This window comes from Erwinia wuhanensis (assembly GCF_030484085.1).
Taxonomy (GTDB): domain Bacteria; phylum Pseudomonadota; class Gammaproteobacteria; order Enterobacterales; family Enterobacteriaceae; genus Erwinia; species Erwinia aeris.
Genome location: NZ_JAUJUH010000003.1, coordinates 17,060 through 43,479, shown reverse-complemented (window position 1 = coordinate 43,479; position 26,420 = coordinate 17,060). Strand labels below are relative to the sequence as shown.

Sequence of the window (26,420 nt, the reverse complement as noted above, 5' to 3'; positions counted from 1 at the left end):
GATAGAGTTACTGGAACACAAAGAGTTTTGGGAAAAAAACCTTTGCTGTAACGTGGGGTCGCAAGATTATAGAGAAGTCGCCCGCAAAGCGCGACCCCTTTTTACAATTAAATGCGTCCCGACGCCGGGAAATTTAACGACTCATGGCAGGTGCGGCAGTCGGAGATACTCTTCGCTTTGCATCTCCTGCAGCCGCGAAACGCAGCGCTGATATTCAAACTTCAGCCGCGCGCCCTGATAGATTTCGTACAGCGTAGCCTCCGCCGAGACGACCAGCTTAACATGCCGTTCGTAAAACTCATCCACCAACGCTAAAAAACGTCGCGCCTGGTCTTCGGTTTTGTAGATCATCACCGGCACGTTAAACAGCAGCACGCTGTGAAAACGGCGCGACAGCTCAATATAGTCGTGCTGGCTGCGCCCTTCGCCGCACAGCGTCAGGAAATCCATCGCCACCACGCCTTCTGCCACGCCCAGCGTCGGCATCTTACGATGGTTGATCTCCAGCACGGGCTTATCGCTGCGATCGCTGCCGGCCAGCGCGACAAACATGCGGTCCATCTTTTTCGTGGTCGCCTCATTCAGCGGCATCATCCACAGATGAGCAGACGTCAGCGTGCGCAGGCGATAGTCGATGCCCGCATCCACATTCATCACGTCACAGTGTTGTTTTATCATCTCTATGGCTGGCAGAAAGCGTGCCCGCTGCAGACCGTTGCGATACAGATCGTCCGGCGGAATGTTAGAGGTGGCGACCAGCGTGATCCCTCTGGCGAACAGCGCCTCCATCAGCGTGCCCAGCAGCATGGCATCAGTGATATCGGAAACAAAGAACTCATCGAAACAGAGCAGATCCGTTTCGCTTTTAAAGCGGTCAGCCACGATCTGTAAAGGATCGCTGTGGCCCTGAAGGCCCGTCAGCTCTTCATGCACGCGCAACATAAAGCGATGGAAGTGCAGCCGCTGCTTGCGCTCGCCAGGAATTGCCTGAAAAAACATGTCCATCAGCCAGGTTTTGCCCCGGCCGACGCCGCCCCACATATAGAGGCCGCGAACAGGCGTCTGCGGCTCGTTTTTGCCTTTTCCCATGAGCTTATTCAGCCGGCCAAACAGCCCTTTGGTTGGGGCGGCGGCGGCGGGTTCGCGCCGGCTCAGCGCCTGATAAATCCCATCCAGGCGGGTAACGGCTTCACGTTGAATATCATCAGGTTGATACTCGCCGTTTTCAAGCGCCCGTTGATAAAGCGCAAGAGGAGACTTCGTTTGCATAGATTCCCATTCCCTGAATTATTCGGTGCGTCAGGTGATTGATTGTCGAAAAAAAGGCCGTTCTACACTAAGCGATGCAGCCGCAGGATTCCACTTCCATGAGATTAGCGGTTATAGTGGCTGTTAACGGACTGGCATAAGGCCAGAGGTTTTTACGGAACGATGAAGACAACACGGGAGTTATTATGACCTGGGAATACGCGCTTATTGGCCTGGTAGCGGGAGTAATTATCGGTGCGCTGGCGATGCGTTTTGGTAACAAGAAACTGCGCGAGCAGCGCAGCCAGCAGTACGAACTGGAAAAAACCAAAGCCGAACTGGCTGATTATCGCGAAGAGCTGACCAGCCACTTCGCGCAGAGCGCTGAGCTGCTGGATAATATGGCGCGCGACTACCGCCAGCTTTATCAGCATATGGCGAAAGGTTCCAACGACCTGCTGCCGAACCTGCCGGGCGAAAAAAATCCGTTTGCTTATCAGCTGACCGAATCGGAAGCGGATAACGATCAGGTGCCGGTGCAGATGCCGCGTGATTACCCTGACAGCGCTACCGGCCTGCTGCGCGGCGAGCGTACGGCGCACGAGAAATAGAACGGACGCGTCCTGTGGTAAAGGGGGCGTTAATCGCCCCTTTTTACTCTTCTGACCCTTGTGTCCTGGCTTCGTCCCGGATGCTCTCCCCCACTTTTTGCGAGTCTTAGCGATGAAGAAATCATTACTGTTGAGCGCATTAGCCCTGAGTATCAGCATGGGTTCAGCTCCGGCGGCGCAGGCCACGCTACCGGCACAAATTCAGGGGCAGCCGCTGCCCAGCCTGGCGCCGATGCTGGAAAAAGTGCTGCCTGCGGTGGTCAGCGTCCACGTGGCGGGCACGCAGCCGACGCAAACGCAGGAAATTCCCGAGCAGCTGAAACGCTTTTTCGGGCAGGAAGGTCAGGACGGCGGCGACAGCAGCCAGCCTTTTGAAGGCCTGGCGTCCGGCGTGGTCATTAACGCCGAAAAGGGCTATATCCTTACCAATAATCATGTGGTTAACGGCGCGGATAAAATCAGCGTCCAGCTGAGCGACGGCCGGGAATTTGACGCTAAGCTTATTGGCCACGACGAACAGACCGATATCGCTCTGATCCAGGTCAGCGGCGCCAAAGGCCTGACGCAGGTGAAAGTGGCCGATTCCGACCAGCTGAAGGTCGGCGACTTCGCGGTGGCGATCGGCAATCCGTTCGGCCTTGGCCAGACGGCCACATCCGGCATCGTGTCGGCGCTGGGACGCAGCGGGCTGAATCTGGAAGGGCTGGAAAACTTTATTCAGACCGATGCGGCGATCAATCGCGGCAACTCCGGCGGCGCGCTGGTTAATCTTAACGGCGAACTGATCGGTATTAACACCGCTATTCTCTCTTCTGCCGGCGGCAATATCGGTATCGGCTTCGCTATTCCGGGCAATATGGCGATGAATCTGGCGCAGCAGCTGATCGAGTTTGGCGAGGTGAAACGCGGCCAGCTGGGCATTAAAGGCACGGAGATGACGGCGGAGATGGCGAAAGCCTTTAACGTTGACGCCCAGCGCGGCGCTTTCGTCAATGAAGTGCTGCCAGGCTCGGCGGCGGCTAAAGCCGGCATCAAAGCGGGCGATATTATTACCTCGCTGGATGACAAGCCGGTGGAAAGCTTTGCCGCGCTGCGGGTGAAAATTGGCACCACCGCGCCGGGCAAAGAGGTGAAGGTAGGCCTGTTGCGCGACGGCAAGCCGCAGACGCTGACCGTGAAGCTGGATAACAGCACCCAAACCGCCAGCACAGAGCTGCTGAACCCTGCGCTACAGGGCGCGACCTTGAGCGACGGCGCGGCGAAAGACGGCACCAAAGGCGTCAGCGTGGACAGCGTCGATAAAGGCACGCCGGCCGCGCAGTTCGGCCTGCAAAAAGACGATATTATCGTCGGACTTAACCGCACCCGCGTTGAAAATCTTGCCGACCTGCGCAAGCAGCTGGCGGCAAAACCTTCGCTGCTGGCGCTGAATGTTATCCGCAACGGCGAAAGCCTCTACCTGCTTTTACGCTAAAACTTCGGGCGGACACCTGCGCGTCCGCCCGACTCATGTTATCCTGCCCATCGTCTATTCATTCATCAGTTAAAGCCATGTTTCCTAAACTTATGCGTTCAGTGCTTCTTGGCCTGGTGGTAGCGGGCCTGCTGCTGGTCGCGCTGCCCGCGCTGCGCATCGGCAATAATTTTTTTACGCTAAAAGATGACAGCGCCAGCCAGAAGCCCGTCAGCTATAACGACGCCGTGCGCCGCGCCGCGCCTGCGGTGGTGAACGTCTATAATCGCAGCGCCAACGCGTCGGCCCATAACCTGGAGATCCGCACGCTGGGCTCGGGCGTGATTATGGACGGACGGGGCTATATCCTGACCAACAAGCATGTGATTAACGATGCCGATCAGATTATCGTCGCGCTGCAGGATGGCCGAATTTTTGAAGCCATGCTGGTAGGCTCGGACAGCCTGACCGATCTGGCCGTGCTGAAGATCACCGCTTCCGGCCTGCCGGTTATTCCTGTTAATCCTAAGCGAGTGGCGCATATCGGCGATCTGGTGATGGCGATAGGCAACCCTTACAACATTGGCCAGACGGTTACGCAGGGCATCATCAGCGCGACCGGCCGCGTAGGCCTCAGCCCTTCCCGCTATCAGAACTTCCTGCAAACCGATGCCTCTATTAATAAAGGCAATTCCGGCGGCGCGCTGATTAACTCACTGGGCGAACTGATGGGCATTAACACGCTGTCGTTCGATAAAAGCAACGATGGCGAAACGCCGGAAGGCATCGGTTTTGCCATCCCTACCGCGCTGGCGGCGAAAATCATGGACAAGCTTATCCGCGACGGCCGCGTTATCCGTGGGTTTATCGGCATCAGCGGACGTGAAATTCCGCAAATGCATGGCCAGAACGGCAGCATCGATCACGTTCAGGGCATTGTGGTGACCAACGTGGCGCAGGGCGGGCCGGCGGCGAAAGCAGGCCTGCAGGTGAACGACGTCATCGTCAGCGTGAACCATAAGCCTGCGGTTTCCGCGCTGGAAACCATGGACCAGGTGGCGGAAATCCGTCCGGGAACGGCGATTGACGTGGATATTTTGCGTAACGATCGCAAGATGACGCTGCAAATTACCGTACTGGAATATCCGGGCAGCTAAACGGCAGGGCCAGCGAAAGCTGGCCCTGAGTGGCTTACTTCACGAACTCTTCGCCCTGAGCAATATCTTTCTTCAGCGTCTCCAGCATGTTCTGTAGCGCCTGCTCTTCAAACGTACTCAAAGCGCCGATGGGCTTACGCTCCACCACGCCGTTTTTCCCCAGCAGCAGCGGCTGAGCGAAAAAGCGAGCATGCGCGCCGTCGCCTTCAACGTAGGCGCACTCCACCACGTTGCTTTCACCCTGTAGGGCACGCACCAGCGACAGACCAAATTTCGCTGCCGCCTGGCCCATTGACAGCGTGGCAGACCCGCCGCCGGCTTTTGCCTCGACCACTTCTGTACCCGCGTTCTGGATACGTTTAGTCAGATCGGCCACTTCCTGATCCGTAAAGCTTACGCCCGATACCTGCGACAGCAGCGGCAGGATAGTGACGCCGGAATGGCCGCCAATCACCGGCACGTTCAGCGCCGCCGGATCTTTACCCTTCAGCTCGGCGACAAAGGTATTGGAGCGGATAATATCCAGCGTGGTCACGCCGAACAGTTTGTTCTTGTCATAGACGCCCGCTTTTTTCAGCACCTCGGCGGCGATAGCCACGGTGGTGTTAACGGGGTTAGTAATGATGCCGATCAGCGCTTTTGGACAGGTAGCGGCGACCTGCTCAATCAGATTGCGCACGATACCGGCGTTAACATTAAACAGGTCTGCGCGGTCCATACCAGGCTTACGCGCTACGCCTGCGGAGATCAGGACTACGTCAGCGCCCTGCAAGGCTGGCGTCGCGTCTTCACCGCTAAAGCCTTTGATTTTCACCGCAGTAGGGATGTGGCTCAGATCGACAGCCACGCCGGGCGTCACGGGAGCGATATCGTACAGTGAGAGATCTGAACCTGCCGGAAGCTGGGTTTTAAGCAGAAGAGCAAGGGCCTGGCCAATGCCGCCAGCCGCGCCGAGAACTGCAACTTTCATCCTAAACTCCTTATTATTTTGAGGGGGAAGTGCCGTGGAATCATTTGCTTATGAGCATATCTGACCTGCGAGGCCTGAGCGACAGCATTTACCCTCATGCACGACGGCGCATCATACAGGATAAAGCGACAGAGACTGACCGCAATATGCCCGGTAAGGCCATTCGAGGCTGCAGGCAACGCGGTCAACGTTACACTACACCGTTAATACTTAGCCAAACAACATCAATTTTATAACAATCTGTTCACTTATTGTGCGCGACGTCGCGGAATAAGGCGAATTTTTCACGGCCGCGATCTGGCAACGAACGTTAACAGGGTGTAAAAAAGAGGCTTAATTTGCATAAAAATGCAAAAAAGTGCATAATAAGAAGTTATCCCAGCCGGGAATTCTCTTGCGACCTTTAGCGAAAAACTATGCGTAATCCAGCAAAACAAGAAGATCTGATTAAGGCGTTTAAGGCCTTATTAAAAGAAGAAAAATTTAGCTCGCAGGGCGAGATCGTCACTGCGCTCCAGGAACAGGGCTTTGATAATATCAACCAGTCCAAGGTTTCGCGGATGCTGACCCGCTTTGGCGCCGTGCGCACGCGCAACGCCAAAATGGAAATGGTTTACTGTCTGCCTGCCGAGCTGGGCGTGCCGACCACCAGCAGCCCGCTCAAGAATCTGGTGCTTGATATCGATTATAATGACGCGCTGATTGTGATCCATACCAGCCCTGGCGCGGCGCAGCTGATTGCCCGCATGCTGGACTCGCTGGGCAAGCCCGAAGGCATCCTCGGCACCATCGCCGGTGACGACACGATTTTCATTACCCCAGCCCGCCACGTTACCATCAGACACCTGCGTGATTCCGTCCTGAAATTATTCGATCAGGAACTATAAGCCGCCGGTTTTTATGCAGTTCTTTATCGTTTTCCCCGCGCGCCGGCGACCGTTGGCGCGTTGTCTTTTCTCTCTCCACTCCGTTAAAAACAGCATAATCCACTGGCTTATTGCGCTGACATCGCCGTTAAACTTTATGGACTCCCGTCTCGCAGTGTGATCTGCCACAAAGAAGCGCACAAATAGTTAAATTGATCTATCTCAATGTTTTTACGCATATTTAACGCAGCCAGAGCAACTTATAAGCGTTTTTTATAACTGAACGTTATTAAAAAGTGGTTAACGGCTTAAATATCGCAACAAAACATTATTAGCCTGCTATTAATATTTTACGTTATCAGATCTATAATCCTTTTCGTGATGTGAATCACACTAACAACACGATAAAAATAATGACGAGGAAAATTTTCATGAACGTAAAAACTACCGTGGCTGCCGCCAGCCTGCTCTCTCTGCTCTCTCTGCTCTCTTTTGGTGCTTTTGCAGCTGAATCTGTTAACGCGGATCAGGCGCAAAACATGCAATCGATCGGCACCGTTAGCGTGAGCGGCGTCAGCGCATCCCCTATGGATATCAATGCCCAGCTGAGCCAGAAAGCCGACGCTCAGGGCGCTAAAGCCTACCGTGTGGTCGAGGCCTATTTAAACGGCAACTATCACGCTACGGCTGAGCTGTACAAATAATCAACCTAACTCTGACGATAACCCCAAGAATAATAAAAGTTTTTTAGCCCTTTCGGTTATCGCCCTACTTCTGGAGCATCTGTTATGAACACGAAATTTACTATCGCCGCACTAAGCCTGGCTTCCGTTCTCTCTTTCGGCGCCAGCGCTGCCAACCTGGTAACCGATCAGCAGGTTGCCAACGAAAATCTGCAGTCTATGGGTACCATCAGCGTTAGCGGCATCGACGGCGCGCCAACCACCATCCGTCAGCAGCTTTCACAGAAAGCCGACGAACAGGGCGCGAAATCGTATCGGGTGATTGAGGCCTACAACAACGGCAACTATCACGCGACCGCAGAACTTTATAAATAAGATGGGCGACGGGCAGGCGTAAAGCCTGCCGCTATATCGACGACCTGACAGGTTTCAGACGCGGGTTGTTGAGGACAATGAGGAAGAAAATCATGAAAACAACTTTAGCCGTATTAAGCCTGCTCTCCGTACTTTCCTTCGGCGCTTCAGCTGCACAGCTGGTTAACGCAGAGCAATCGCAGCATCTACAATCCGCCGGCACCATTTCATTAGGCGGCGTGGCGGGCGCACCGATGGATATTCGTCAGCAGCTGTCGCAGAAAGCGGATGAACAAGGCGCCAGCGCCTATCGCGTTATCGAAGCGCGCAACGACAACACCTGGCACGTCACCGCCGAGCTGTATAAGTAATTCCTCGTCACCGTTACCCTGACGGTTATATGACGAACCTTTTGGCCCCGTTCGCCGGGGCCTTTTTTCGTTTCAGCGCACGTTAAATCGTAGCTGCCCTTCCAGCTCTTCCTCCGCTTCGTCAAACAGCAGGATCAACGCGCCGTAGCGCCGTCTCTGGCCTGTGCCAAGATGCACAAATTCGATCTCCAGCGGTAACGGCAGCGATCTGTCGCTCACCACTTCCCACAGGCTGTCCAAATCGGTAATAAGCCGATCGCCCAGTGAAAAACGATCGCTGAACTGTCGGAAGAAATGCGCCTGATCCACGATTTCATTAAAATCAAAAATTTCTGTTCTCATACTGCCGCTCCACAGGAAAACGGTCGGGCGACGCGTGGCCGCCCGGTGAGTTACAGTCCCCCGATATGCAGGGCTTTGACCTCTAAAAACTCTTCCAGTCCCAGCACCGATCCTTCCCGTCCCAGCCCGGACTCTTTCACGCCGCCAAAAGGCGCCAGCTCGGTGGATACCGCGCACTCATTGATGCCGATCATGCCGCTTTCCAGCGCCGCCGCTACGCGGAAGATGCGCTGGACATCACGGGTATAGAAATAGGCTGCCAGACCAAATTCGGTATCGTTGGCGCGGCGGATTACCTCTTCTTCGCTGTCAAAGCGGAAACAGGCGGCGACCGGGCCAAACGTTTCCTCTTTGGCCAGCTTCATGTTTTCATTGGCTTCGGCAATCACCGTCGGCTGCCAGAAATTGCCGCCGAGCGCGTGCCGGTCGCCGCCGACGACTATCTTGCCGCCTTTCGCTTTGGCGTCTTTAACATGCTCTTCCACCTTATCTACGGCAGAAGCCTCAATCAGCGGCCCGACAATCACCCCTTCTTCCATGCCGTTACCCACCTTCAGCTTGCCTACCTCTTCCGCCAGCTGGCTGACAAAACGGTCGTAAACGCTGTTGTGAATAAAGAAGCGGTTAACGCTGACGCAAACCTGGCCCGCGTTGCGGAACTTGTTGGCGATGGCACCTTTAACGGCGGCGTCGATATCCGCATCCTCAAAGACGATATAGGGCGCGTTGCCGCCCAGCTCCATCGACACTTTTTTCATCGTCTCAGCGGCGTTACGCATCAGCAGCTTGCCGACTTCCGTTGAACCGGTGAAAGAGATTTTCCTGACCGTCGAACTGGCCATAATGGCTTCGCTGATGGCTTTGGTATCGCCCGCCACCGCGTTCAGCACGCCGTCCGGCACGCCCGCTTTTTTCGCCAGCGCCACCAGAGCAAAAGCCGACAGCGGCGTGTTATTAGCGGGTTTGATAATGCCGGTGCAGCCTGCGGCCAGCGCGGGGCCAAGCTTGCGCGTCAGCATTGCCATCGGGAAATTCCAGGGCGTAATAGCAGCGACCACGCCGATGGGTTCGCGCGTCGCCAGAATGCGCGATCCCGCTTTGGCCGGCGGAATGATTTCACCGTTAGCGCGCTTTGCCTGCTCGGCAAACCACTGAATAAAGCTGGCGGCGTACTCGACTTCACCCTCGGCTTCTTTTACGGGCTTACCCTGCTCCGCCGTCATCAGTTTGCCCAGCCAGGCTTTGTTGTCGATAATCAGCTGATACCAGCGGTAAAGGATTTCGCTACGCTCTTTAGCGGTTTTCGCCCGCCAGGCGGGAAAGGCTTTGGCGGCGGCGGCAATCGCCCGTTCGGTTTCGTCTTTTCCGGCGCGCGCGACCTGAGTAATGACTTCACCGGTGGCCGGGTTCAGTACGTCAAAGGTTGCGCCGCCCTGCTGCCATTGACCGTCGATAAAAAAGCCGGTCTGAAATAAGTCGTTGTCCTGAAGCGAGTTGCTCATACTGTTCTCCCATTGGATTACCGTTGGGATAAGTATAGATGGCGGCCTGCATGACAGGCCGCAAGAAGGGCAAGAAGCGGAGATCTCTTAATCAGATTTGCAGCAGCGTGGTCTGATATTTTTTCAACATGCTCGCCAGGCGCTGCACGGGCTCGGTGACGCTTAGCGGCGCCTCGTAATGCACCAGCTTTTCCTGATAGATAGCCAGTTCCGCCAGCAGCCGCTCGAAGTAGTGGCGTCGTTTGGCGTCGCTGCCTGCCGAAATAACCCGATCCGCCGTATGCCGCAGCTGCTTGTGGAAAGCAGAAAGATCGCTGTTAACCGGGATATCGGCATCGCGCAGGCGCTGGTGTCCGATAATCAACGTCAGCGCGATACGAAACTTGTTGATGTCGCCTGGAAAAAGATTCAGCAACATAAACAGCTGCTGGTACAGCGCCGGCAGATGGTTCTCGCGACGGCGGGCCTGATTGGTGGTCATGGCCGCCACGGCGGAATACATAAAGCGGTTCAGCAGCGTGCGTCCGGTCCGCGCTTTTGAGGTGTCGCGAATAAGCAAAATGACCAGCAGCGCCAGGAAACAGCCGATCGCCTGACCGAGTGCGTTATCCAGGAAGGCGCTGACGTTAAAGGTCATGGGATTGTCCAGCGTCAGGATATTGATGGTGCCGACCAGCGCGCCCAGCGTGCCGATCTGACGGCGCTGAATAAGGATGCCGCCGATAAAGGCCATCACGCCCAGGCAGAGGCAGAGCAGCAGCATACTTTGCTGCGTGGCGGGCATCAGCACCATGTAATAGAGCGCCCCTAAGGGGATCGCCACCATCATGCCGTACAGAAAATCCTTCGCCATCATCAGCGGGTTCGGCATCCTCATCGCCAGCGCGGTGATCACCGCGAGCATCACCATTGCGCCGCTGCCCGATGTCCAGCCGCTCCACAGCCAGAACAGCGAACCGACCGCCGTGGCGACAAAAGTGCGCACGCCGTTGATCAGCGCGTGGCGCGTTTCCGCCGAGCGCATTTTTACCACCGGCTCGCCATCCAGCACTTCTTCTTCCATGCCGCTGATGCTGCTGTTGGTTTTTATGCCTTTCAGCAGCAGCAAATAGCGTGAAGCCGCGCCGACCCAGTTGCTGACGGTGACCGGCGTATTTTTGCTGCCGCTAGCGGTGATCACGCGGCGCATAATTTTCATGCGCTTATGGATATCGGCGACGTTCTCAACCGGCTTTTCAAAGAAAAGGTGAAACTGCGGCGGCACATATTCCTGACGAGTATTCTGGATCAGAAAAGTTTCGCAGGCCTGGGTAATCAAGGTCAGCGACAGCGTATTTAACGCGCGCAGTCGCCTGTCCGCTCGCTGCCAGTGGCCTGACTCCATCATCAGATGGGTACGCATTCCGTTCAGCGCGGTGGTGCGACGCACCAGATCGGTCCAGGCTTTGTCGACCTCTTCTTTGTCGCCGTGCGCCACGCAAAGCTGCATCAGCTTGTACTGATCCACCAGCAGCCCGTCGATAGCGCGATCGATATCCTGTTTGATGGAGCGCGGCGAAAACAGCATGTCGGCCAGAATGGCGCAGACGATGCCGATAATGATTTCGCTACAGCGCTCGACGGCAAACTGCGGCGCCAGCAGCACCGAGCCGTTAGCGTCCAGGCTGACCACGATAATCAGCGCCGTATAGCCCGCCAGGCCCAGCGCATAGGAGTTTTCAACTTTGATTAAGGAGGAAAGCCAGACGCAGAAACCGGCCCACAGACAGCACAGCAGCAGCATCACCACCGGCGCGCGGATGGTGGCGATCATAATCGTCAGCGCGGCCAGGCAGCCGATAAAGGTGCCGATAATACGCAGCATCCCGCGATGGCGCAGCGCGCCGGAGAAAGGATCGCCGCCCGCGGCAAAGGCCGTGCCGCCTGCGACGATACAGGCGGTCATTACCGCCCAGCGCGGCGTTTCCAGATTAAAGTGAAAGCCGATCAGCAACGCCAGCAGAATGGCGAAGGTCAGCTTGATCGGAAACCGCAGTTGATACCACATGGCGCTTAGCCGAACTCACGCAGGCGGTGCATCAGCTTCATCGCTGGCGACATCTCCTGCGGCTGACGATCCTGAGCGCCCGTCACAATCACGGTTGCCGTCGTGCCGGCAGGATAAAGATTGCCCTGCTGCTGGTCGAGATGAATACGTACCGGCACGCGCTGCGCCAGACGCACCCACTCCAGGTTGGAATCGATGGTCGCCATGCCTTTGCTGTCGACGGTGCTGCTGCTGTTGGTCACGCCAGCGGCCACGCTGTCAACGGTGCCCTGCAGCACGCGGTTGCTGCCCAGCGGCGTGATCTCCACGCGATAGCCGGGACGCACGCCTTCCAGCTTGGTTTCTTCCATATAGGCCAGCACGTAGAAGGTGTGCTGCTGCACCAGCGCCACGGCGGTAGAGCCGCGCGTGATAAATTCGCCGCGATAGACGTTCAGGTTAGTGATCCAGCCGTCCGCCGGGGCTTTGACCACGGTACGCTCCAGATCCAGCTTCGCGGTATCGCGCGTGGCGACGGCTTTCGCCAGCTGGTGTTCCGTAGTCTGGTAATCGCTGTTGGCCTGCTCGATAGCCTCACGCGACATAGCAGAGACGCCGAGCTGATTGCGGCGGCCTGCCTCACGGCGTTTTTCACTGACCAATGCCTGGTAATAGGCCACGTCCGCTTCCGCCTGGTTCAGCGCCTGCTGATAGCGCGGCTGATCGACCACGAACAGCACCTGGTCCTTTTTCACCAGCTGGTTATCCCGCACGCGCACGTCGGTGATCAGGCCGCTGACGTCTGGCGCGATAGCGACCACGTCCGCCGTGAATTTTGCGTCGCGCGTCCACGGCGATTCTGTGTAGTAAACCCAGACGTGGAAAATACCAACAACGGCAATGACCACCAGGATAAGGGTGATGGCAAACCGGGAAATTTTTCTTGTTAACGCTTTCACTGTGACCTCAGACAAACAATCGGGAAACCAGGTAGAACAGGCAGCAGTAGAGTGCTGTATTAAATAACGCAGGATGCCAGACCAGGTCATAGATCCCGGTGGGCGTAAGCAAACGACGCACCAGCCAGAACAGCATCAATGACACGATAATCTCAAAAAATATGGGCGGGAAGGAGAGCCCAAATATCACAATAACCGGAAGCACGCTCATCTCTTATCCTTGTCGGGTTTACCGGGCGCTCCGCCACAAAAAAACGGCCGCCCCGGACAGGGTGGCTGCTGCTCTACGGATGATGATGTCAGATTAACCGCAGACGGTCTTATCAAAAACCGGCGCTGTATGAATAATAGCGTATTCAGGCGTCAGCATTTCGGCGAGTTGAGTTACGGAATGGTAACCCGGCGATGCTATAGTAACGCGGCTGACTATCTGTTTTCTACCAAATGTGATCTAAATCACTTTTAAGCCAGAGTTAATAATGGAAAGAATGAAGGGCATGTCCGTGTTTGCGCGTGTGGTGGAGCTGGGCTCTTTTACCGCTGCCGCCAACCATCTGCAAATGAGCGTTTCCGCCGTCAGCCAGATCGTGGCGAAGCTGGAGGATGAGCTACAGGTCAAGCTGCTGAACCGCAGCACGCGCAGCCTGGGCCTGACCGAAGCCGGAAAAATCTATTTCCAGGGCTGCCGCAGGATGATGTCGGAAGCGCAGCAGGTGCACGAGCAGCTGTACGCCTTCAACAATACGCCGATCGGCACGCTGCGCATCGGCAGCTCTTCGACCATGGCGCAGAACGTGCTGGCGAATATGACCGCCGAGATGCTGAAAGAATATCCTGGCCTGACGGTGAACCTGGTTACCGGCATCCCTGCGCCCGACCTGATCGCCGACGGACTGGATCTGGTGATCCGCGTTGGCGCGCTGCGCGATTCCAGCCTGTTCTCTCGCCGCCTTGGCTCAATGCCGATGGTGGTCTGCGCCGCCAAAAGCTATCTGGCGCAGCACGGTACGCCGGAAAAGCCTTCGGATATCGGCAACTTTTCCTGGCTGGAGTACAGCGTGCGGCCCGACAACGATTTTGAGCTGACGTCGCCGGAAGGCCTCGCCATTCGCCTTTCGCCGCAGGGACGCTTCGCCACCAACGATTCGCAAACGCTTATCCGCTGGCTGGTGGCCGGAACGGGCATCGCCTACGTGCCGCTGATGTGGATCATTGACGAGATCAACGCCGGTAAAATCGAGATCCTGTTTGCGCACTATCAGTCCGATCCCCGGCCGGTTTATGCGGTTTATACGCAGAAGGACAAGCTGCCGCTGAAGGTACAGGTGTGTATCAATTATCTGACGGATTACTTCCATAAGGTGGCGGACGTGTACCAGGAGTATCGGCAGAAATAAAAAAGGCGAGCCGCTATGGCTCGCCTTTTCGTGGTCGCTATCCGTCAGGCGGTGCCGCCCACGGTCAGCTTATCCAGCTTCAGGGTCGGCTGGCCAACGCCGACCGGCAGGCTTTGCCCTTCTTTGCCGCAAACGCCCACGCCTTTATCCAGCGCGAGGTCGTTGCCTACCATCGAGATTTGCTGCATCGCCTCAATACCGGAACCGATCAGCGTGGCGCCTTTCACCGGTTTGGTCACTTTGCCGTTCTCAATCAGATAGGCTTCCGAGGTCGAGAAAACAAATTTCCCGGAGGTGATATCCACCTGACCGCCGCCGAAGTTTGGCGCATAGAGGCCATACTCGACGCTGGCGATGATATCTTCCGGCGTCGACTTGCCTGCCAGCATATAGGTGTTGGTCATGCGCGGCATCGGCAGATGCGCATAGGATTCGCGGCGGCCGTTGCCGGTAGGCTTAACGCCCATCAGGCGGGCGTTTAGCTTGTCCTGCATATAGCCTTTCAGCACGCCGTTTTCGATCAGCACGTTGTACTGGCCCGGCACGCCTTCGTCATCCACCGCCAGCGACCCGCGCAGGCCTTCGATGGTGCCGTCATCGACCACGGTGCAGAGATCGGACGCCACTTTCTGGCCAATCTGGCCGCTGAACACCGAGGTGCCGCGACGGTTGAAGTCGCCTTCCAGACCGTGACCAACCGCTTCGTGCAGCAGCACGCCAGGCCAGCCCGCGCCCAGCACCACCGGAATGCTGCCCGCCGGCGCCGCGACGGCGCTCAGGTTGACCAGCGCCATCCGCACCGCTTCACGCGCCCAGGCTTCCGCGCGGGTTTCGCCAGACTCGTCGGCCAGGAAAAATTCGTAGCCGAAACGGCCGCCGCCGCCGCTGGAGCCGCGCTCGCGCTTGCCGTTGTCCTCAACCTGCACGCTTATCGACAGGCGAACCAGCGGACGCACGTCGGCCGCCAGCGTGCCGTCGGTGGCCGCCACCAGCACCATCTCGTAAACGCCGCTCAGGCTGGCGCTGACTTCCTGTACACGCTTGTCCGCCGCACGCGCCGCAGAATCCACGCGATGCAGCAGCGCGATTTTCTCTTCACGGGTCAGGCTTTGCAGCGGATCGGCCGTTGGGTAAAGCGGGCGGTTCATTACCACGCCCAGCGTGTGCGATTTGCCGTTGCCCTGCTCGCGCACAATACTGCGCGCCGCCGTGGCGCTTTGCGTCAAAGCGTTCAGCGTGATCTGATCGGCGTAGGCGAAGCCCGTTTTTTCGCCGCTGATGGCGCGCACGCCGACGCCCTGATCGATGTTCCAGGAGCCGTCTTTGATAATCCTGTCTTCCAGCACCCAGGATTCGTGGTAGCCGGACTGAAAATAGAGGTCGGCGTAGTCCAGCTTGCGTTCCGAGAGCTGACCGAGAAGGGAAAAGAGATCCTGTTGGTTAATATTATTAGCAGTTAGTAACTGTTCACTTACCAGATTCAGACTCATGTATTCTCGCTCTGTTTGGGAGCCAGTCGCCGCTGGCGTCGTAATCTCTATAGCCTGAGGCAATTCCCCGGTCACGTCAAATTCACTTCGCGCTCTTTTCTCGCGGCTTGCGCAGCACTTCGTCAATTTGCGGCTTATCGAGCGGCCCGGAAAGATGGTAGCGCAGCACCGAGATCTTATTCCACAGCGGCGCCAGCGCCTTGCTGGCGGCAAAGACCGCTGCGCCGACCACCGGATTAACGGCGAACGCGGCGGCGACGCCGACGGTCGCGGAAATTTCCGGCGCGACTACCGCTTCCATATCGATTTGCCGTTTCACCAGGTCGATTTTGCCCTGCATGGCGATGTCGGCTTCCAGGCCATCCACCAGCAGGTTATCGGTACGCAGCACGCCCTTTTCAATCCAGGCAGTGCCGTTAATGGAATCAAAATAGAAGCCCTGACTGAAAGTGTCGGTGAAATCAAGGCGCAGCTTGCGCAGCAGCGCATCGAAACTGACCAGCCGCAGCAGCTGGCCGGCGCGGCCGGTATTCACATCGGCAATTTGTCCGGCGCCCATGTGCGATTTCAGCACACCGCTCAGCGTCGCCACCGACGGCTGCCACGGCGCGGCCTGCCAGTGAAGATCGTAATCGATGTTAAACGGCGCATCCCGCAGCGGCGAATTCATGCCGAACCAGTTGGTGGCATCGTCAACTTTTTTGCCGCTGAGCGAGCCTTTCAGCGCCGTGCGCTGCGCGCCCGGCTGGTTGACCCATTCGCCTGCCACCTTCAGTTTTGCGCTGCCGATATCGATCAGGCCGTTTTGCAGCTTTAAGGTATCGCGGGTGTGGCTCAGATCCGCCGCCATCCGGCCGAAGCGCTGGCCGCGCAGCCAGCATTCGTTGCAGCTCAGATTAACGGCGGGCCAGCTGCTGAAATCAATTCCGCTGGCCTGCTCGCCGGAAAACGGCGTGGAGCCGCTGGCCGCTGGCCACTGCGGGTTGTAATAGAGGTAGCTGAGCTGGCCCAGCCACGGCGCGTGCTGTCTCATTACCAACTTGCCGTCGATCTCGCGTCCTTTGGCCTGCACCACGTTTTCGCCCGCTACCGTCTGGCTCAGCGTTGCCTCCAGATCGTGCCAGCGCTGCCCGCCCAGCGTCAGCGCCGGCGTGCGCAGCGTGATATCGCCCGGCAGATAAGCCTGTCCGCCGCCTGCGCCTGTGCCGCCCGCCAGCAGCCCCAGCCAGGCTTCACCATCCAGCGGCGGCAGATTAAGCGTCATGCCTGACGTTGCCGGCAGCGGCGGCGTTTGCGTGGCGTCATTTTCCCAGATGCCGCGATCGACGCGTAGCTGTTTCCCCAATAGCCAGCGGCTGTTGAAACGGTGCTTTTCACCTACCGCGCCATGCAGCGTAAAGGCCGACAGATCGCCCTGCGCCTGAACGCGGATCGGCATCGGCGCAGCCCGCTCTTTATCCAGCGGCGAAGGTAAGTTACTGCTTACATTTTTCAGATCGCCGGTCAGCGAGACCTTGTAGTTCGCGCCTCCGCCGTGCGGCAGCGTAATGGCGACCGCGCTTTGCCAGCTGGCGCTGCCGTTCAGTTTTTCGCGCAGCGCCTTCGGCACCGCGTCGATTTTGCCCGGCTGCCAGTCGCCTTTAAGATCGACGCCGATAGCGTAATGCTTTTCGCCTTCCTGGGTAGTAAACGTGACGCCCATCGGCTGCCCGAACCAGCTGGCGGTCAGCGGCTCGCTTTGCAGATTGCCGTTGTCGTAAGTGAAGCGGCCGCTCAGCTGTTTGATGGTGCTGTTAAGCGGTTTAATAAACAGCGAATTATTATGCAGAGCCACATCGCCGCTGGCTTTAACTTCCTGCCCATCCAGCGGGATATTCAAATGTAAGCGACCGCTTACATCGCCGCCGATCTGTAGCTCGTCCAGCGCCGCGCCCAGCGTTGGCTTCAGCGGCGTCTGGTTAAAGTAGCGGCCGATTTCCGTGCCCGCCCCGCTGATATCGCTGTCGATAATCAGCTTTTCTTTCATATAGTCAGGAATAACGGCGGCAACGTTTTTGCCCTGCACGTTGCCCAGCATTGCCCGATCCGCCTTCATAAACAGGCCGTCGTTGATAAAGTTCAGGTTGATATCCAGCTTTTCCAGATCCGGCCAGCCGGGCTGGAAGCGATAGGTCGCCTGACGCAGCGGCACCCAAACCTGGAACATACCGTCGTTGTGTTTGAAAGGGAAAAGCTGGGGATTGCCCGCAAACAGCAGCGTGGCGTTTTGCGCCTGCCCGCCTTTGATGGCGCCGCTGAGATAGTCGACCAGTTTGGTGCCCATCAGCGGTTCCGGGAAGTAGCGCCAGGCGTCTGCCGCATCGGTCAGGTTAATGCCGGCCAGAATATCCAGCCGCGGCGCCTGCTCTTTGACCTGCGCCCAGGTGAAGTCGCCCTTCGCCCACAGCGAGCGCGCCTGCACATCCAGATCCCGTCCGGCCAGCGTGACGCCCTGCTCGTCGCTCCGCCAGCTGAAGGCGCCGCTGGCCTGCGCGATTTGCAGCGGCGCGCGGAACATGGTGCCATCGGGCAGCGAGGCATCTTTCAGCCTGAAATTCAGCTTGCCGTCCGTGACGCTGCCGGTAAGCGAGCCGCTAAAATGCTGCATTCCCGGCAGCAGCTCCCAGTGCTGCCAGCTCAGATTTTGCCAGCGGGCCTGAAAGCGGGTTTTCTCCGGCTGCTGTAAAGGAAGATCGGCGGCCAGCGCCTGAACTTCGCCGTGCGGCTGCAGCGTGCGCCAGTTAGTCAGCAGCGTCGGCGTCACTTTGGAAAACAGCGGCAGCAGCGCATCGATACGCTCAAGCGCCAGATGGGTGGCGCGTATGCGTAGCTCTTCCGGGCTGGACGAACGTTGCGGCAGCCAGAGCAGCGATACCCGCCCTTTTGGCCAGGCTATGCCGTCGGTATGCAGGCTGGTTCGCGGCATTTCGGCACGCCAGCCCTGCTCAACGCGGCTGATATGGGCGGCGAGGTTATCCACGGTGAAGTGGTGTGCCTCGTTTTCGCCCTGCCATTCCGCGCCGCCTTTCTTTAATAAGATATCGCCGCTGTGGATTTCGCCGTTTTCAAGGCTCATCCAGGCAGCCAGCGAGAAGCGGGCGCTTTTCAGCGTGGTGTTGTCCTGCATCCACTGGCCCAGCCAGGGTTTGACATCCACATCGTCCGCCTGCATCCAGGCGCGCCCGGTATCGAGATAGCCATTGGTGTCGCTGAGATCGAGACGCACCTGTACCACGCCGTGCTGGCCGGTAAAGCTGGACAAACTGACCAGCCCTTCCGCACGGTGACGGTTTTTTTCGTTCAGCCAGGTAAGCTGCGGCATATCCAGCCTGGCGCGCTGCCCGGAAAGCGTCAGAAAACTGATCTGGCTTTGTTGCAAATCGAAGTGGTCAAACTGACGCAGAAAGAGATCGCTGAACTGGCCCGGCTTGAGCTCTACTTTGCCGCTGTCGCCGGCGGTGAGCGGCGTATTGGTGACGAGATCCAGTCGCCAGAAGACGAGATTGCGAAACTGCGGGCGCAGATGCAGCAGCGATTGCCAGACGTCAAAGGCCAGCGAAACGCGATCGACCTTCAGCGAGCCGCCGTCCTTCAGGCCGATATTAAGGGCTTTGATTTCCAGCACCGGGCCGAAATTCTCCCAACGCCCGTTAAGGGAAGCGGCTTCTACCGGCATGTCGATAGCGCTGGAAAGGCGCTGCAGCAGAGGCGTGCGCCAGCTGTTGATATGCGGCATCGCCAGACGCAGGCCGCTGACTATCAGCGCAATAATAACGACGATTATTGCGCCGGTCAGTAGCAAGATCCTCGGCAATTGCCTCACACACCTCTCCTTGATGCCCGTCACTGCGGGCAATAACTGTATTTATCCCCGGTGGGGCGCGCTGGCTTTGTTCTGAGCGGGATAGCCGATGGCTTACATCATCACCACGTCAAACTGCTCCTGAGTATAGAGCGGTTCAATCTGTACTTTCACCTGCTTGCCGACGAATATCTCTACTTCCGCCAGCGCATGGGATTCGTCGGTTTTCAGCGCCTCGCCAACCGCAGGCGAAACGTAAACCAAAAAACGGTCCGAATCGTAGGCGTGATGAACGCGGACTATTTCGCGCATGATCTCATAGCAGACGGTTTCCACGGTTTTCAGCGTGCCGCGTCCTTTGCAGACCGGGCAGTCCTGACACAGCACATGCTCAATGCTTTCCCGCGTGCGTTTACGGGTCATCTCTACCAGCCCAAGCTGCGAGAAACCATTGATGCCGGTTTTAACCCGATCCTTACTCAGCGCCTGCTCCAGCGAGTGCAGCACGCGACGGCGGTGATCTTCGTTATTCATATCGATAAAGTCGATAATGATAATGCCGCCGAGGTTGCGCAGACGCAGCTGGCGGGCGATCGCCTGCGTCGCCTCGACGTTGGTGTTAAAGATGGTTTCATCCAGATTGCGATGGCCGACAAAGGCGCCGGTATTGATATCGATGGTGGTCATCGCCTCGGTTTGGTCGATGATCAGATAGCCGCCGGATTTCAGCTCCACCTTGCGATCCAGCGAGCGCTGGATTTCGTTTTCCACATCGAACAAATCGAAAATCGGCTGCTTGCCGGTGTACAGCTCCAGCTTTGCCGTCATTTCAGGAATGTATTCGCTGGTGAACTCCACCAGATGTTCCCACGTCTGACGCGAATCGATACGGATACGATCCAGGGCGGCCCCGGCGAAATCGCGCAGGATACGCTGCGACAGCGCGACTTCACCATAGAGGCGGCAGCGGGTTTTATTGCGCTTTTTGCGCTCGATGACCTTAGTCCACAGACGTTTTAGAAACGCGGCGTCGGAAGCCAGCTCCTGTTCGCCCACGCCTTCGGCGGCGGTGCGGATAATATAGCCGCCCAGCTCGTCGCAGTAGGCGGCCACCACGGACTTAAGACGCTCGCGCTCCGCTTCGCTTTCTATACGTTGCGAAACGCCAACGTGCGACGCGCCCGGCATAAAGACCAGATAGCGCGAAGGCAGCGTGATATCGGTGGTGAGACGCGCGCCTTTAGTGCCCAGCGGATCTTTCACCACCTGCACCATCAGATCCTGTCCCTGGCGAACCAGTTCGGAAATATCGCGTACGGAAAAGTTTTTACGCTCGTCGCCCGCTACGCATTCGGTATGCGGCATGATGTCGGAAGCGTGCAGAAAGGCGGCTTTTTCCAGCCCGATATCGACAAAGGCAGCCTGCATGCCCGGCAGAACCCGGCTGACGCGCCCTTTATAGATATTGCCGACAATGCCCCGGCGCGCTTCGCGTTCAATATGAATTTCCTGCAGAATGCCGCCGTCAATATAGGCGACGCGCGTTTCCGAAGGGGTAATATTTACCAGAAGTTCAGCCGTCATCTTGTTCCCTTACCTCACGCAGCGCGTGAAACTGGCTCAGCAGCTCAGCCGTTTCCACCAGGGGCAGCCCCACCACCGCGTGATAGCTTCCATTGATTTTTCTGACGAAATTCCCGCCCAGTCCCTGAATGCCATAGGCGCCCGCTTTATCCATCGGCTCGCCGCTGGCGATATAGGCCGCAATGTCCTCCTCGCTCAGCAGGCGAAAAGTGACTTCCGTTACCACCATGCACGCCAGCTGCCGTTGCCGATCGGCCAGCGCGACGGCCGTCATCACCTGATGCGTCTGGCCGGAAAGTTTAGCCAGCATCGCGGCGGCGGCGGCCTCGTCTGCCGGTTTCTCCAGCACTTCGTTGTTCAGCACCACGATGGTATCGGCGCCCAGCACCGGCAGATCCTGCTCCGCCACCGCCACGCCGGCCTGCGCTTTTTCCAGCGCCAGACGCCGGACGTAGGCTTCCGCCATTTCGCCGGGCTGCTGCCGCTCTTCAACCTGCGTGCTTAAACGCGCAAAACGCAGACCAAGCTGCGTAAGTAATTCACGACGACGGGGAGAACCGGAGGCCAGGTAAAGGGATATCATACTCTTCCTTATTGTACGGCAAACTGGCGACGTATTTTTCTCATCAGCAAGAACAGCCAAGGCCACAGAATACCGTCTATTACGCTGCTCCAGAAGATTTCCGGACGAAACGAGACGTTAATAACTAAAAATTCCGCCCAGAAGACAATGACATCCATCGCCAGCGACAGCACCATCACCATCAGCGCCTGCTGCCAGAGCGCCAGATTGCGGAATAGCTGGAATTTAAACGCCACCAGGTAAGCAAGGATGCTGAAAGCCAGCGCACGCACGCCCAGCGTCGAGCCTGAAATCAGATCCATTATAGATCCCATCACAAAACCCGTGCCGACATTCACGCGATGCGGCAGCGCCAGCACCCAGTAAATCAGGATCAACAGCAGCCAGGAAGGCCGGAACATATAGAGCTGATCGGGCCACGGCATGATTTGCAGCACCAGCGCCACCAGAAACGAGCACCAGATAACCCAGCGACCATGGCTGCGATAGCTGCTCAAGGCTGGCCTCTGCGCGAGGCGGGCGCGGCAGCGGCAGGCGCGGCCTGAGCCGCAGGCGTTGTCTGGCCGGTTGTCGATGCGTTATCCGGCGCAGGCGGCCCCATCATTTCGCTGGCGGCCGGCAGCACCTGCGGCATCATCTGCATCAGGCGCTCGTTGGCGACGCGGTGCACTTCATCCGGCGCCATCGGCATGGTGCCGTTGCGATCCGCGCCCCACAGCAGCAGCAGATAGCGCAAGCGTTGCAGGCCCGCCGTCGGACGCGCCTGGATCACGGTATAGGCGCGCTGCGTATCGAGCTTCACGGAGGACACCACGCCGACCGGGTAGCCTTCCGGGAAGCGACCGCCGAGGCCGGAAGTGACCAGCACGTCGCCCACGCGGATATCGGTGTTGCCCGGCAAGTGCTCAAGCTGAAGATCTTCCGTACAGCCGTTGCCCGCCGCAATCACGCGGATATCGTTGCGCAATACCTGAATCGGCAGCGCGTGAGAGGAGTCGCAAATCAGCATGACGCGGCTGGTGATTTTACCGACGGCGACGACCTGGCCGACCACGCCTTTATCGCTGATAACCGGCTGGCCTTCGTAAACGCCGTTTACGCTGCCTTTGTCGATTACCACCTGATCGGTATAGGGATCCGTGCCGGTAGAGATGACCTGGGTGACCATCTTGTGCTCGTCCTGACGCAGCGGCGAACCAAGCAGCTCGCGCAGACGCGCGTTTTCCTGCTTAAATTGCCCCAGCATCAGCAGCTCGCTGTTTTTCAGCATCAGCTCGCGATGCAGGGCTTTGTTTTCCAGCTCAAGCTGCTGGCGAGAGGCCAGCGTGTCGGAAACGCTGTCCAGAATCTGACGTGGCCCGTTGGCCAGAAAATAGAATGGGCTGACCGCCGTATCCATGTAGGTGCGTATCTGGCTGAAAGCGCCCATACGGCTGTCGGCGATAATCACGCCTATCGCTACCACAACTGCCAGAAACAAGCGTAACTGCAGGGATGGGCCCCTGCTGAAGATCGGCTTCATAAACTCGGCGTATTCCTCGACATCATTAACAAGACGCGCGGGACCCGCGCGCCTTCATGGCAAATTATTCTTCGCTGAACAAATCGCCGCCGTGCATGTCGATCATTTCCAACGCCTTACCGCCGCCGCGTGCGACGCAGGTCAGCGGATCTTCAGCCACTACCACCGGAATACCGGTTTCTTCCATCAGCAGACGGTCAAGGTTGCGCAGCAGCGCACCGCCGCCGGTCAGCACCATGCCGCGCTCGGAGATGTCAGAGGCCAGCTCTGGCGGACACTGTTCCAGCGCAACCATCACCGCGCTAACGATGCCGGTCAGCGGCTCCTGGAGCGCCTCCAGAATTTCGTTGGAGTTCAGCGTAAAGCCGCGAGGCACGCCTTCCGCCAGGTTACGACCGCGCACTTCGATCTCACGCACTTCGTCGCCCGGATAAGCGGAGCCGATCTCATGTTTGATTCGTTCAGCGGTGGCTTCGCCGATCAGCGAGCCGTAGTTACGGCGCACGTAATTAATAATGGCTTCGTCAAAGCGATCGCCGCCAATGCGCACGGAAGAGGAGTAAACCACGCCGTTCAGAGAGATCACCGCAACTTCCGTGGTGCCGCCGCCGATATCGACCACCATTGAACCGGTCGCTTCCGAAACCGGCAGGCCAGCACCGATAGCGGCTGCCATCGGCTCTTCAATCAGGAAAACTTCACGCGCGCCTGCGCCCTGTGCGGATTCACGGATCGCACGGCGTTCAACCTGGGTCGCGCCGACAGGCACACACACCAGCACGCGCGGGCTTGGGCGCATAAAGCTGTTGCTGTGAACCTGTTTGATAAAGTGTTGCAGCATCTTTTCGGTCACAAAGAAGTCGGCGATCACGCCGTCTTTCATTGGACGGATAGCAGCGATATTGCCGGGGGTACGACCCAGCATCTGCTTGGCGTCATGACCTACTGCCGCAACGCTCTTTGGGGAACCGGCACGATCCTGACGAATAGCAACGACGGAAGGCTCATTCAGAACGATGCCCTGTCCTTTCACATAAATCAGGGTATTGGCGGTACCCAGGTCGATGGACAAGTCGTTGGAAAACATGCCACGGAATTTTTTAAACATACTGAAGGATAATCCTGCTAGCTGGGGGCGGATAATAAAATCCGCTTACTTTACCAACCACACGAAGCAGCGACAAGGCGCAAAAACGCTCTACTTCGGTGAAAAATCACGCTATCTCTCGCCTGAGTCACAACCCAAAAAACTACGCGAGCAGAATGCCTGAGTTCAGGCGCATCGCCCCTGTTTTAAGGCCGTTTTACGGACATAACGTACATGAATTTTTACATATTTAGGCACTGCTTTACCGCCCGTCAAACGTAGCCGGCACCACAGCTGCGCGGCTATTCTACGTGAAATCCGGCTTAACGGCAGACTAAACTCGATATCTTTGCGAATATTTTTTCATATCGCCTGTCAGCAGCTGCGAAGGAGCAAAAAAATCGCCCTGGCCGCCGTTTATCCCTGACTCCGTTAAGGTTTGCCATTCACTTCGGGTTTTTACGCCTGCGGCGAAAACCTGCGTTGACGTTCCCTTGCAGCTTTCGAGCAAACTCTGCACAAACAGCTGATTCTCCTTGCGACGGTCAATATTGCGCACCAGACCGGGATGCAGCTTGATCAGTTCCGGCGACACCACCTTGATGTAGACCGTACTGACCAGCGTTAACCCTGCCTGGATAATGGCAATACGGCAGCCAAAACCTTTCAGTAAATGAAAGGCGCCGTGCAAGCGGCAGAGATGTTGACCTACATCCGCTTCCGCAAGTTCAAATAAAATACGGTTTCTTTGTGATTTAGTGTATTGCAGCAGCATATCGCGCAGCCAAATCTGGAAAGGACGCTGCAGGAGCGCATCGATCGTCAGCGGTATCGCCAGCGTTTCCTCCGGCCAGGCCTGGATAAAGCTCAGGATGCGGCTTACCAAAATTCGGTCATAACCTTCGGCCATGCCCAGCTGCTGCACCAGCGGCAGATATTCAGCCGCCGCCAGCTCGGTTTTGCCGTCAAAGATCCTCGGCATGATTTCGCGATGGTGCAGCCGCCCTTCCCGCGTTACCGCCGGTTTCTGATACAAACGCGGCCCGCCGCGACTGAGGGTATTTTCCAGCAGCGTGCGCCACTTGACGCTGCCCCGGCTCAGCTCCGGCGCCGGTTTTTCGCTGACCGACCAGTTATTGCCGCCCAGCAGCGCCGCGTGCCGCGTGGCCAGCTCGACGTTTTCCATGACCTGCTGCGTGGTTTGCCCGCTTTGCCAGGCGCTGATGCCGATATGGATCATATCTTCCCGATCCAGCATGCGCGTGGGCGGCAGCGCGTCCACGGCTTTGATCAGCTGGGAGGCGATGCTGTCGGCATCCTTCAGGCTGCGATGCGGCAGCAGAACGGCGAAATCACTGCGGAAATAGCGTGCCAGCAGCGCACCCGGATAGCGCATCACGAAGGTAGACAGCAGGTTCACCAGGCCGAAAAGGTAATCCTGCACGGGCGCATGGCCCCAGTTGTCACGCAGCGTGTCGAGATCCGGCAGGCGGATCATCATTACCATGCCGTGCGCGCCGGCGGTTTCGCTATCTTCCAGCAACGTGGCCAGCTGATTGTCGAAGAAAAGGCGGTTATGCAGGCCGGTCATGGGATCCTGCGCGGCGAAAGCCCGGATCAGCGTATCAACGCGATTGCGGCGCTCGGAGGCTTCCTGCAAATCGCCGAGCAGCAAATCCAGCGCGCTGCTGGCCTTGGGCGGCCACTCCAGCACGGAACCCGGGCGCACGGTTTCTCTTTCGCCCCTCAGCACTTTTGCCGCGCGATTTTCCAGCCGCTCCATGCCTTCAAGCTGTCGGTACAGCCAGCGATGCGAGAAAAACAGAATCAGCAGCAGGATGCCGATCGCCAGCACCAGCAGGCTTAAGATGGACGCGCCAATAAAGGACATCAGCCAGGTTTTCGCGCTGTCTATCCAGACGATATGCAGCACGTACCGGGCATGTTTGCTCAGAGGGATAACGCTGTTGCGATAGCGGTTAGGCTCATCTTCCATCAGCGCATCCTGATGGCGGGAAAGGGTTTTAACGGGCTGATTATTTACCATGAAAGTGATGCGAACAACCTGTAAAGGCCCCATCACCTGCGACAGCCCCGGGGCTATCTGGTCAGGAGATTGATGGTCGAGTGCCCTGTCGATGTCGTCCGCCATCGTCTGCAGACGATGCTCAGCGCGCAAATCGCTAAGGTAATAAAAGCTCATTACGCCGCCCACCAGCATGACAAGCATGACCAGTGCGCTGACAAAGGTAATCATTGCGGAGAGTTTGGTGGTTAATCGCATCCTTGTGCTCTTTGGCTACCGTGAAAGAGACGCCGTAGCAAAAAGCAGTAACGGCGAATGGCTTTGCAGAGACCTTCCTCATGCTTTTAT

23 protein-coding genes are annotated in these 26,420 nt (G+C 57.5%); 8 read left to right on the top strand and 15 right to left on the bottom strand.

Annotation, left to right across the window (positions count from 1 at the left end; all coding sequences use genetic code 11):
* Positions 1-141: 141 nt before the first annotated feature.
* On the bottom strand, positions 142-1,269 hold the full coding sequence (gene zapE / locus QZH36_RS07975) for a cell division protein ZapE (protein WP_301729947.1): 1,128 nt from the start codon (positions 1,267-1,269) through the stop codon (positions 142-144).
* Between the two features lie 185 nt (positions 1,270-1,454).
* Between zapE and zapG the strand changes: the two genes are divergently transcribed.
* The 3 genes from zapG (at position 1,455) to degS (ending at position 4,469) form a co-directional block, all read left to right on the top strand.
* Positions 1,455-1,859: a Z-ring associated protein ZapG gene (gene zapG, locus QZH36_RS07970; protein WP_125287071.1), complete on the top strand. Its 405-nt coding sequence runs from the start codon at positions 1,455-1,457 to the stop codon at positions 1,857-1,859.
* 112 nt (positions 1,860-1,971) lie between these two features.
* Positions 1,972-3,333 (top strand): serine endoprotease DegQ, encoded by a 1,362-nt coding sequence (gene degQ / locus QZH36_RS07965; RefSeq protein ID WP_253457839.1) that lies wholly within the window; start codon positions 1,972-1,974, stop codon positions 3,331-3,333.
* A 77-nt stretch (positions 3,334-3,410) separates the two neighbouring features.
* Complete coding sequence (degS, locus tag QZH36_RS07960) at positions 3,411-4,469, top strand: outer membrane-stress sensor serine endopeptidase DegS (protein WP_253457837.1); 1,059 nt, start codon at positions 3,411-3,413, stop codon at positions 4,467-4,469.
* 34 nt (positions 4,470-4,503) lie between these two features.
* Here the strand turns inward: degS and mdh are convergent, their stop codons facing one another.
* A complete protein-coding gene (gene mdh / locus QZH36_RS07955; RefSeq protein ID WP_301729946.1) occupies positions 4,504-5,439 on the bottom strand; it encodes a malate dehydrogenase in 936 nt (311 codons plus the stop codon).
* Positions 5,440-5,855: 416 nt separating this feature from the next.
* Here mdh and argR point away from each other — a divergent pair, with 416 nt between their 5' ends.
* From argR to yhcN (QZH36_RS07935), 4 genes are all read left to right on the top strand, one after another.
* Entirely contained in the window at positions 5,856-6,326 is a 471-nt protein-coding gene (gene argR, locus QZH36_RS07950) for a transcriptional regulator ArgR (RefSeq protein WP_125287067.1), read from the top strand.
* A gap of 410 nt (positions 6,327-6,736) precedes the next feature.
* The gene (yhcN, locus tag QZH36_RS07945; protein ID WP_301729945.1) at positions 6,737-7,009 is read left to right on the top strand and encodes a peroxide/acid stress response protein YhcN; all 273 of its coding nucleotides are present in this window, start codon (positions 6,737-6,739) and stop codon (positions 7,007-7,009) included.
* Positions 7,010-7,093: 84 nt separating this feature from the next.
* Positions 7,094-7,363: a peroxide/acid stress response protein YhcN gene (gene yhcN / locus QZH36_RS07940; protein WP_253457830.1), complete on the top strand. Its 270-nt coding sequence runs from the start codon at positions 7,094-7,096 to the stop codon at positions 7,361-7,363.
* Positions 7,364-7,455: 92 nt separating this feature from the next.
* Entirely contained in the window at positions 7,456-7,713 is a 258-nt protein-coding gene (yhcN, locus tag QZH36_RS07935) for a peroxide/acid stress response protein YhcN (protein ID WP_253457828.1), read from the top strand.
* A 72-nt stretch (positions 7,714-7,785) separates the two neighbouring features.
* On the opposite strand, the gene QZH36_RS07930 is transcribed toward yhcN (QZH36_RS07935), so the two are convergent.
* From QZH36_RS07930 to aaeX, 5 genes are all read right to left on the bottom strand, one after another.
* Positions 7,786-8,055 carry a barstar family protein gene (locus tag QZH36_RS07930; RefSeq protein WP_253457826.1) on the bottom strand — a complete coding sequence of 90 codons (270 nt, stop codon included), beginning with the start codon at positions 8,053-8,055 and terminating at the stop codon, positions 7,786-7,788.
* Positions 8,056-8,105: 50 nt separating this feature from the next.
* Positions 8,106-9,557, bottom strand: a complete 1,452-nt coding sequence (locus QZH36_RS07925) for an NAD-dependent succinate-semialdehyde dehydrogenase (protein WP_301250735.1) — start codon at positions 9,555-9,557, stop codon at positions 8,106-8,108.
* A gap of 91 nt (positions 9,558-9,648) precedes the next feature.
* Positions 9,649-11,604 (bottom strand): p-hydroxybenzoic acid efflux pump subunit AaeB, encoded by a 1,956-nt coding sequence (aaeB, locus tag QZH36_RS07920; protein WP_253457823.1) that lies wholly within the window; start codon positions 11,602-11,604, stop codon positions 9,649-9,651.
* 5 nt (positions 11,605-11,609) lie between these two features.
* Positions 11,610-12,542, bottom strand: a complete 933-nt coding sequence (gene aaeA / locus QZH36_RS07915) for a p-hydroxybenzoic acid efflux pump subunit AaeA (RefSeq protein ID WP_253457821.1) — start codon at positions 12,540-12,542, stop codon at positions 11,610-11,612.
* A gap of 7 nt (positions 12,543-12,549) precedes the next feature.
* Positions 12,550-12,753: a p-hydroxybenzoic acid efflux pump operon protein AaeX gene (gene aaeX, locus QZH36_RS07910; protein WP_034890367.1), complete on the bottom strand. Its 204-nt coding sequence runs from the start codon at positions 12,751-12,753 to the stop codon at positions 12,550-12,552.
* Positions 12,754-13,021: 268 nt separating this feature from the next.
* Here aaeX and aaeR point away from each other — a divergent pair, with 268 nt between their 5' ends.
* Positions 13,022-13,939, top strand: a complete 918-nt coding sequence (gene aaeR / locus QZH36_RS07905) for an HTH-type transcriptional activator AaeR (RefSeq protein WP_125287059.1) — start codon at positions 13,022-13,024, stop codon at positions 13,937-13,939.
* A 44-nt stretch (positions 13,940-13,983) separates the two neighbouring features.
* Here aaeR and tldD read toward each other — a convergent pair whose 3' ends face one another.
* The 8 genes from tldD to csrD form a co-directional block, all read right to left on the bottom strand.
* The gene (gene tldD / locus QZH36_RS07900; protein WP_301729944.1) at positions 13,984-15,429 is read right to left on the bottom strand and encodes a metalloprotease TldD; all 1,446 of its coding nucleotides are present in this window, start codon (positions 15,427-15,429) and stop codon (positions 13,984-13,986) included.
* An 82-nt stretch (positions 15,430-15,511) separates the two neighbouring features.
* Complete coding sequence (yhdP, locus tag QZH36_RS07895) at positions 15,512-19,291, bottom strand: AsmA2 domain-containing protein YhdP (protein ID WP_301729943.1); 3,780 nt, start codon at positions 19,289-19,291, stop codon at positions 15,512-15,514.
* 93 nt (positions 19,292-19,384) lie between these two features.
* Positions 19,385-20,854 carry a ribonuclease G gene (rng, locus tag QZH36_RS07890; protein WP_253457817.1) on the bottom strand — a complete coding sequence of 490 codons (1,470 nt, stop codon included), beginning with the start codon at positions 20,852-20,854 and terminating at the stop codon, positions 19,385-19,387.
* Positions 20,844-21,437 (bottom strand): Maf family protein, encoded by a 594-nt coding sequence (locus QZH36_RS07885; RefSeq protein WP_253457814.1) that lies wholly within the window; start codon positions 21,435-21,437, stop codon positions 20,844-20,846. The genes rng and QZH36_RS07885 overlap by 11 nt, the downstream gene beginning before the upstream one ends.
* 8 nt (positions 21,438-21,445) lie before the next feature.
* Positions 21,446-21,934 carry a rod shape-determining protein MreD gene (mreD, locus tag QZH36_RS07880; RefSeq protein WP_253457811.1) on the bottom strand — a complete coding sequence of 163 codons (489 nt, stop codon included), beginning with the start codon at positions 21,932-21,934 and terminating at the stop codon, positions 21,446-21,448.
* Positions 21,931-22,959 (bottom strand): rod shape-determining protein MreC, encoded by a 1,029-nt coding sequence (gene mreC / locus QZH36_RS07875; protein ID WP_301250738.1) that lies wholly within the window; start codon positions 22,957-22,959, stop codon positions 21,931-21,933. Before mreC ends, mreD begins: the two co-directional genes overlap by 4 nt.
* Before the next feature lie 64 nt (positions 22,960-23,023).
* Positions 23,024-24,067 carry a rod shape-determining protein MreB gene (mreB, locus tag QZH36_RS07870; RefSeq protein WP_003855260.1) on the bottom strand — a complete coding sequence of 348 codons (1,044 nt, stop codon included), beginning with the start codon at positions 24,065-24,067 and terminating at the stop codon, positions 23,024-23,026.
* 313 nt (positions 24,068-24,380) lie between these two features.
* The gene (csrD, locus tag QZH36_RS07865) at positions 24,381-26,330 is read right to left on the bottom strand and encodes an RNase E specificity factor CsrD (protein WP_253457804.1); all 1,950 of its coding nucleotides are present in this window, start codon (positions 26,328-26,330) and stop codon (positions 24,381-24,383) included.
* Positions 26,331-26,420 lie beyond the last annotated feature (90 nt).

Excerpts from the sequence above, each read along its gene's own strand:
- zapE (WP_301729947.1), bottom strand. The coding sequence starts at position 1,269 with ATGCAAACGAAGTCTCCTCTTGCGCTTTATCAACGGGCGCTTGAAAAC.
- zapG (WP_125287071.1), top strand. The coding sequence starts at position 1,455 with ATGACCTGGGAATACGCGCTTATTGGCCTGGTAGCGGGAGTAATTATC.
- degQ (WP_253457839.1), top strand. The coding sequence starts at position 1,972 with ATGAAGAAATCATTACTGTTGAGCGCATTAGCCCTGAGTATCAGCATG.
- degS (WP_253457837.1), top strand. The coding sequence starts at position 3,411 with ATGTTTCCTAAACTTATGCGTTCAGTGCTTCTTGGCCTGGTGGTAGCG.
- mdh (WP_301729946.1), bottom strand. The coding sequence starts at position 5,439 with ATGAAAGTTGCAGTTCTCGGCGCGGCTGGCGGCATTGGCCAGGCCCTT.
- argR (WP_125287067.1), top strand. The coding sequence starts at position 5,856 with ATGCGTAATCCAGCAAAACAAGAAGATCTGATTAAGGCGTTTAAGGCC.
- yhcN (WP_301729945.1), top strand. The coding sequence starts at position 6,737 with ATGAACGTAAAAACTACCGTGGCTGCCGCCAGCCTGCTCTCTCTGCTC.
- yhcN (WP_253457830.1), top strand. The coding sequence starts at position 7,094 with ATGAACACGAAATTTACTATCGCCGCACTAAGCCTGGCTTCCGTTCTC.
- yhcN (WP_253457828.1), top strand. The coding sequence starts at position 7,456 with ATGAAAACAACTTTAGCCGTATTAAGCCTGCTCTCCGTACTTTCCTTC.
- QZH36_RS07930 (WP_253457826.1), bottom strand. The coding sequence starts at position 8,055 with ATGAGAACAGAAATTTTTGATTTTAATGAAATCGTGGATCAGGCGCAT.
- QZH36_RS07925 (WP_301250735.1), bottom strand. The coding sequence starts at position 9,557 with ATGAGCAACTCGCTTCAGGACAACGACTTATTTCAGACCGGCTTTTTT.
- aaeB (WP_253457823.1), bottom strand. The coding sequence starts at position 11,604 with ATGTGGTATCAACTGCGGTTTCCGATCAAGCTGACCTTCGCCATTCTG.
- aaeX (WP_034890367.1), bottom strand. The coding sequence starts at position 12,753 with ATGAGCGTGCTTCCGGTTATTGTGATATTTGGGCTCTCCTTCCCGCCC.
- aaeR (WP_125287059.1), top strand. The coding sequence starts at position 13,022 with ATGGAAAGAATGAAGGGCATGTCCGTGTTTGCGCGTGTGGTGGAGCTG.
- tldD (WP_301729944.1), bottom strand. The coding sequence starts at position 15,429 with ATGAGTCTGAATCTGGTAAGTGAACAGTTACTAACTGCTAATAATATT.
- rng (WP_253457817.1), bottom strand. The coding sequence starts at position 20,854 with ATGACGGCTGAACTTCTGGTAAATATTACCCCTTCGGAAACGCGCGTC.
- QZH36_RS07885 (WP_253457814.1), bottom strand. The coding sequence starts at position 21,437 with ATGATATCCCTTTACCTGGCCTCCGGTTCTCCCCGTCGTCGTGAATTA.
- mreC (WP_301250738.1), bottom strand. The coding sequence starts at position 22,959 with ATGAAGCCGATCTTCAGCAGGGGCCCATCCCTGCAGTTACGCTTGTTT.
- mreB (WP_003855260.1), bottom strand. The coding sequence starts at position 24,067 with ATGTTTAAAAAATTCCGTGGCATGTTTTCCAACGACTTGTCCATCGAC.
- csrD (WP_253457804.1), bottom strand. The coding sequence starts at position 26,330 with ATGCGATTAACCACCAAACTCTCCGCAATGATTACCTTTGTCAGCGCA.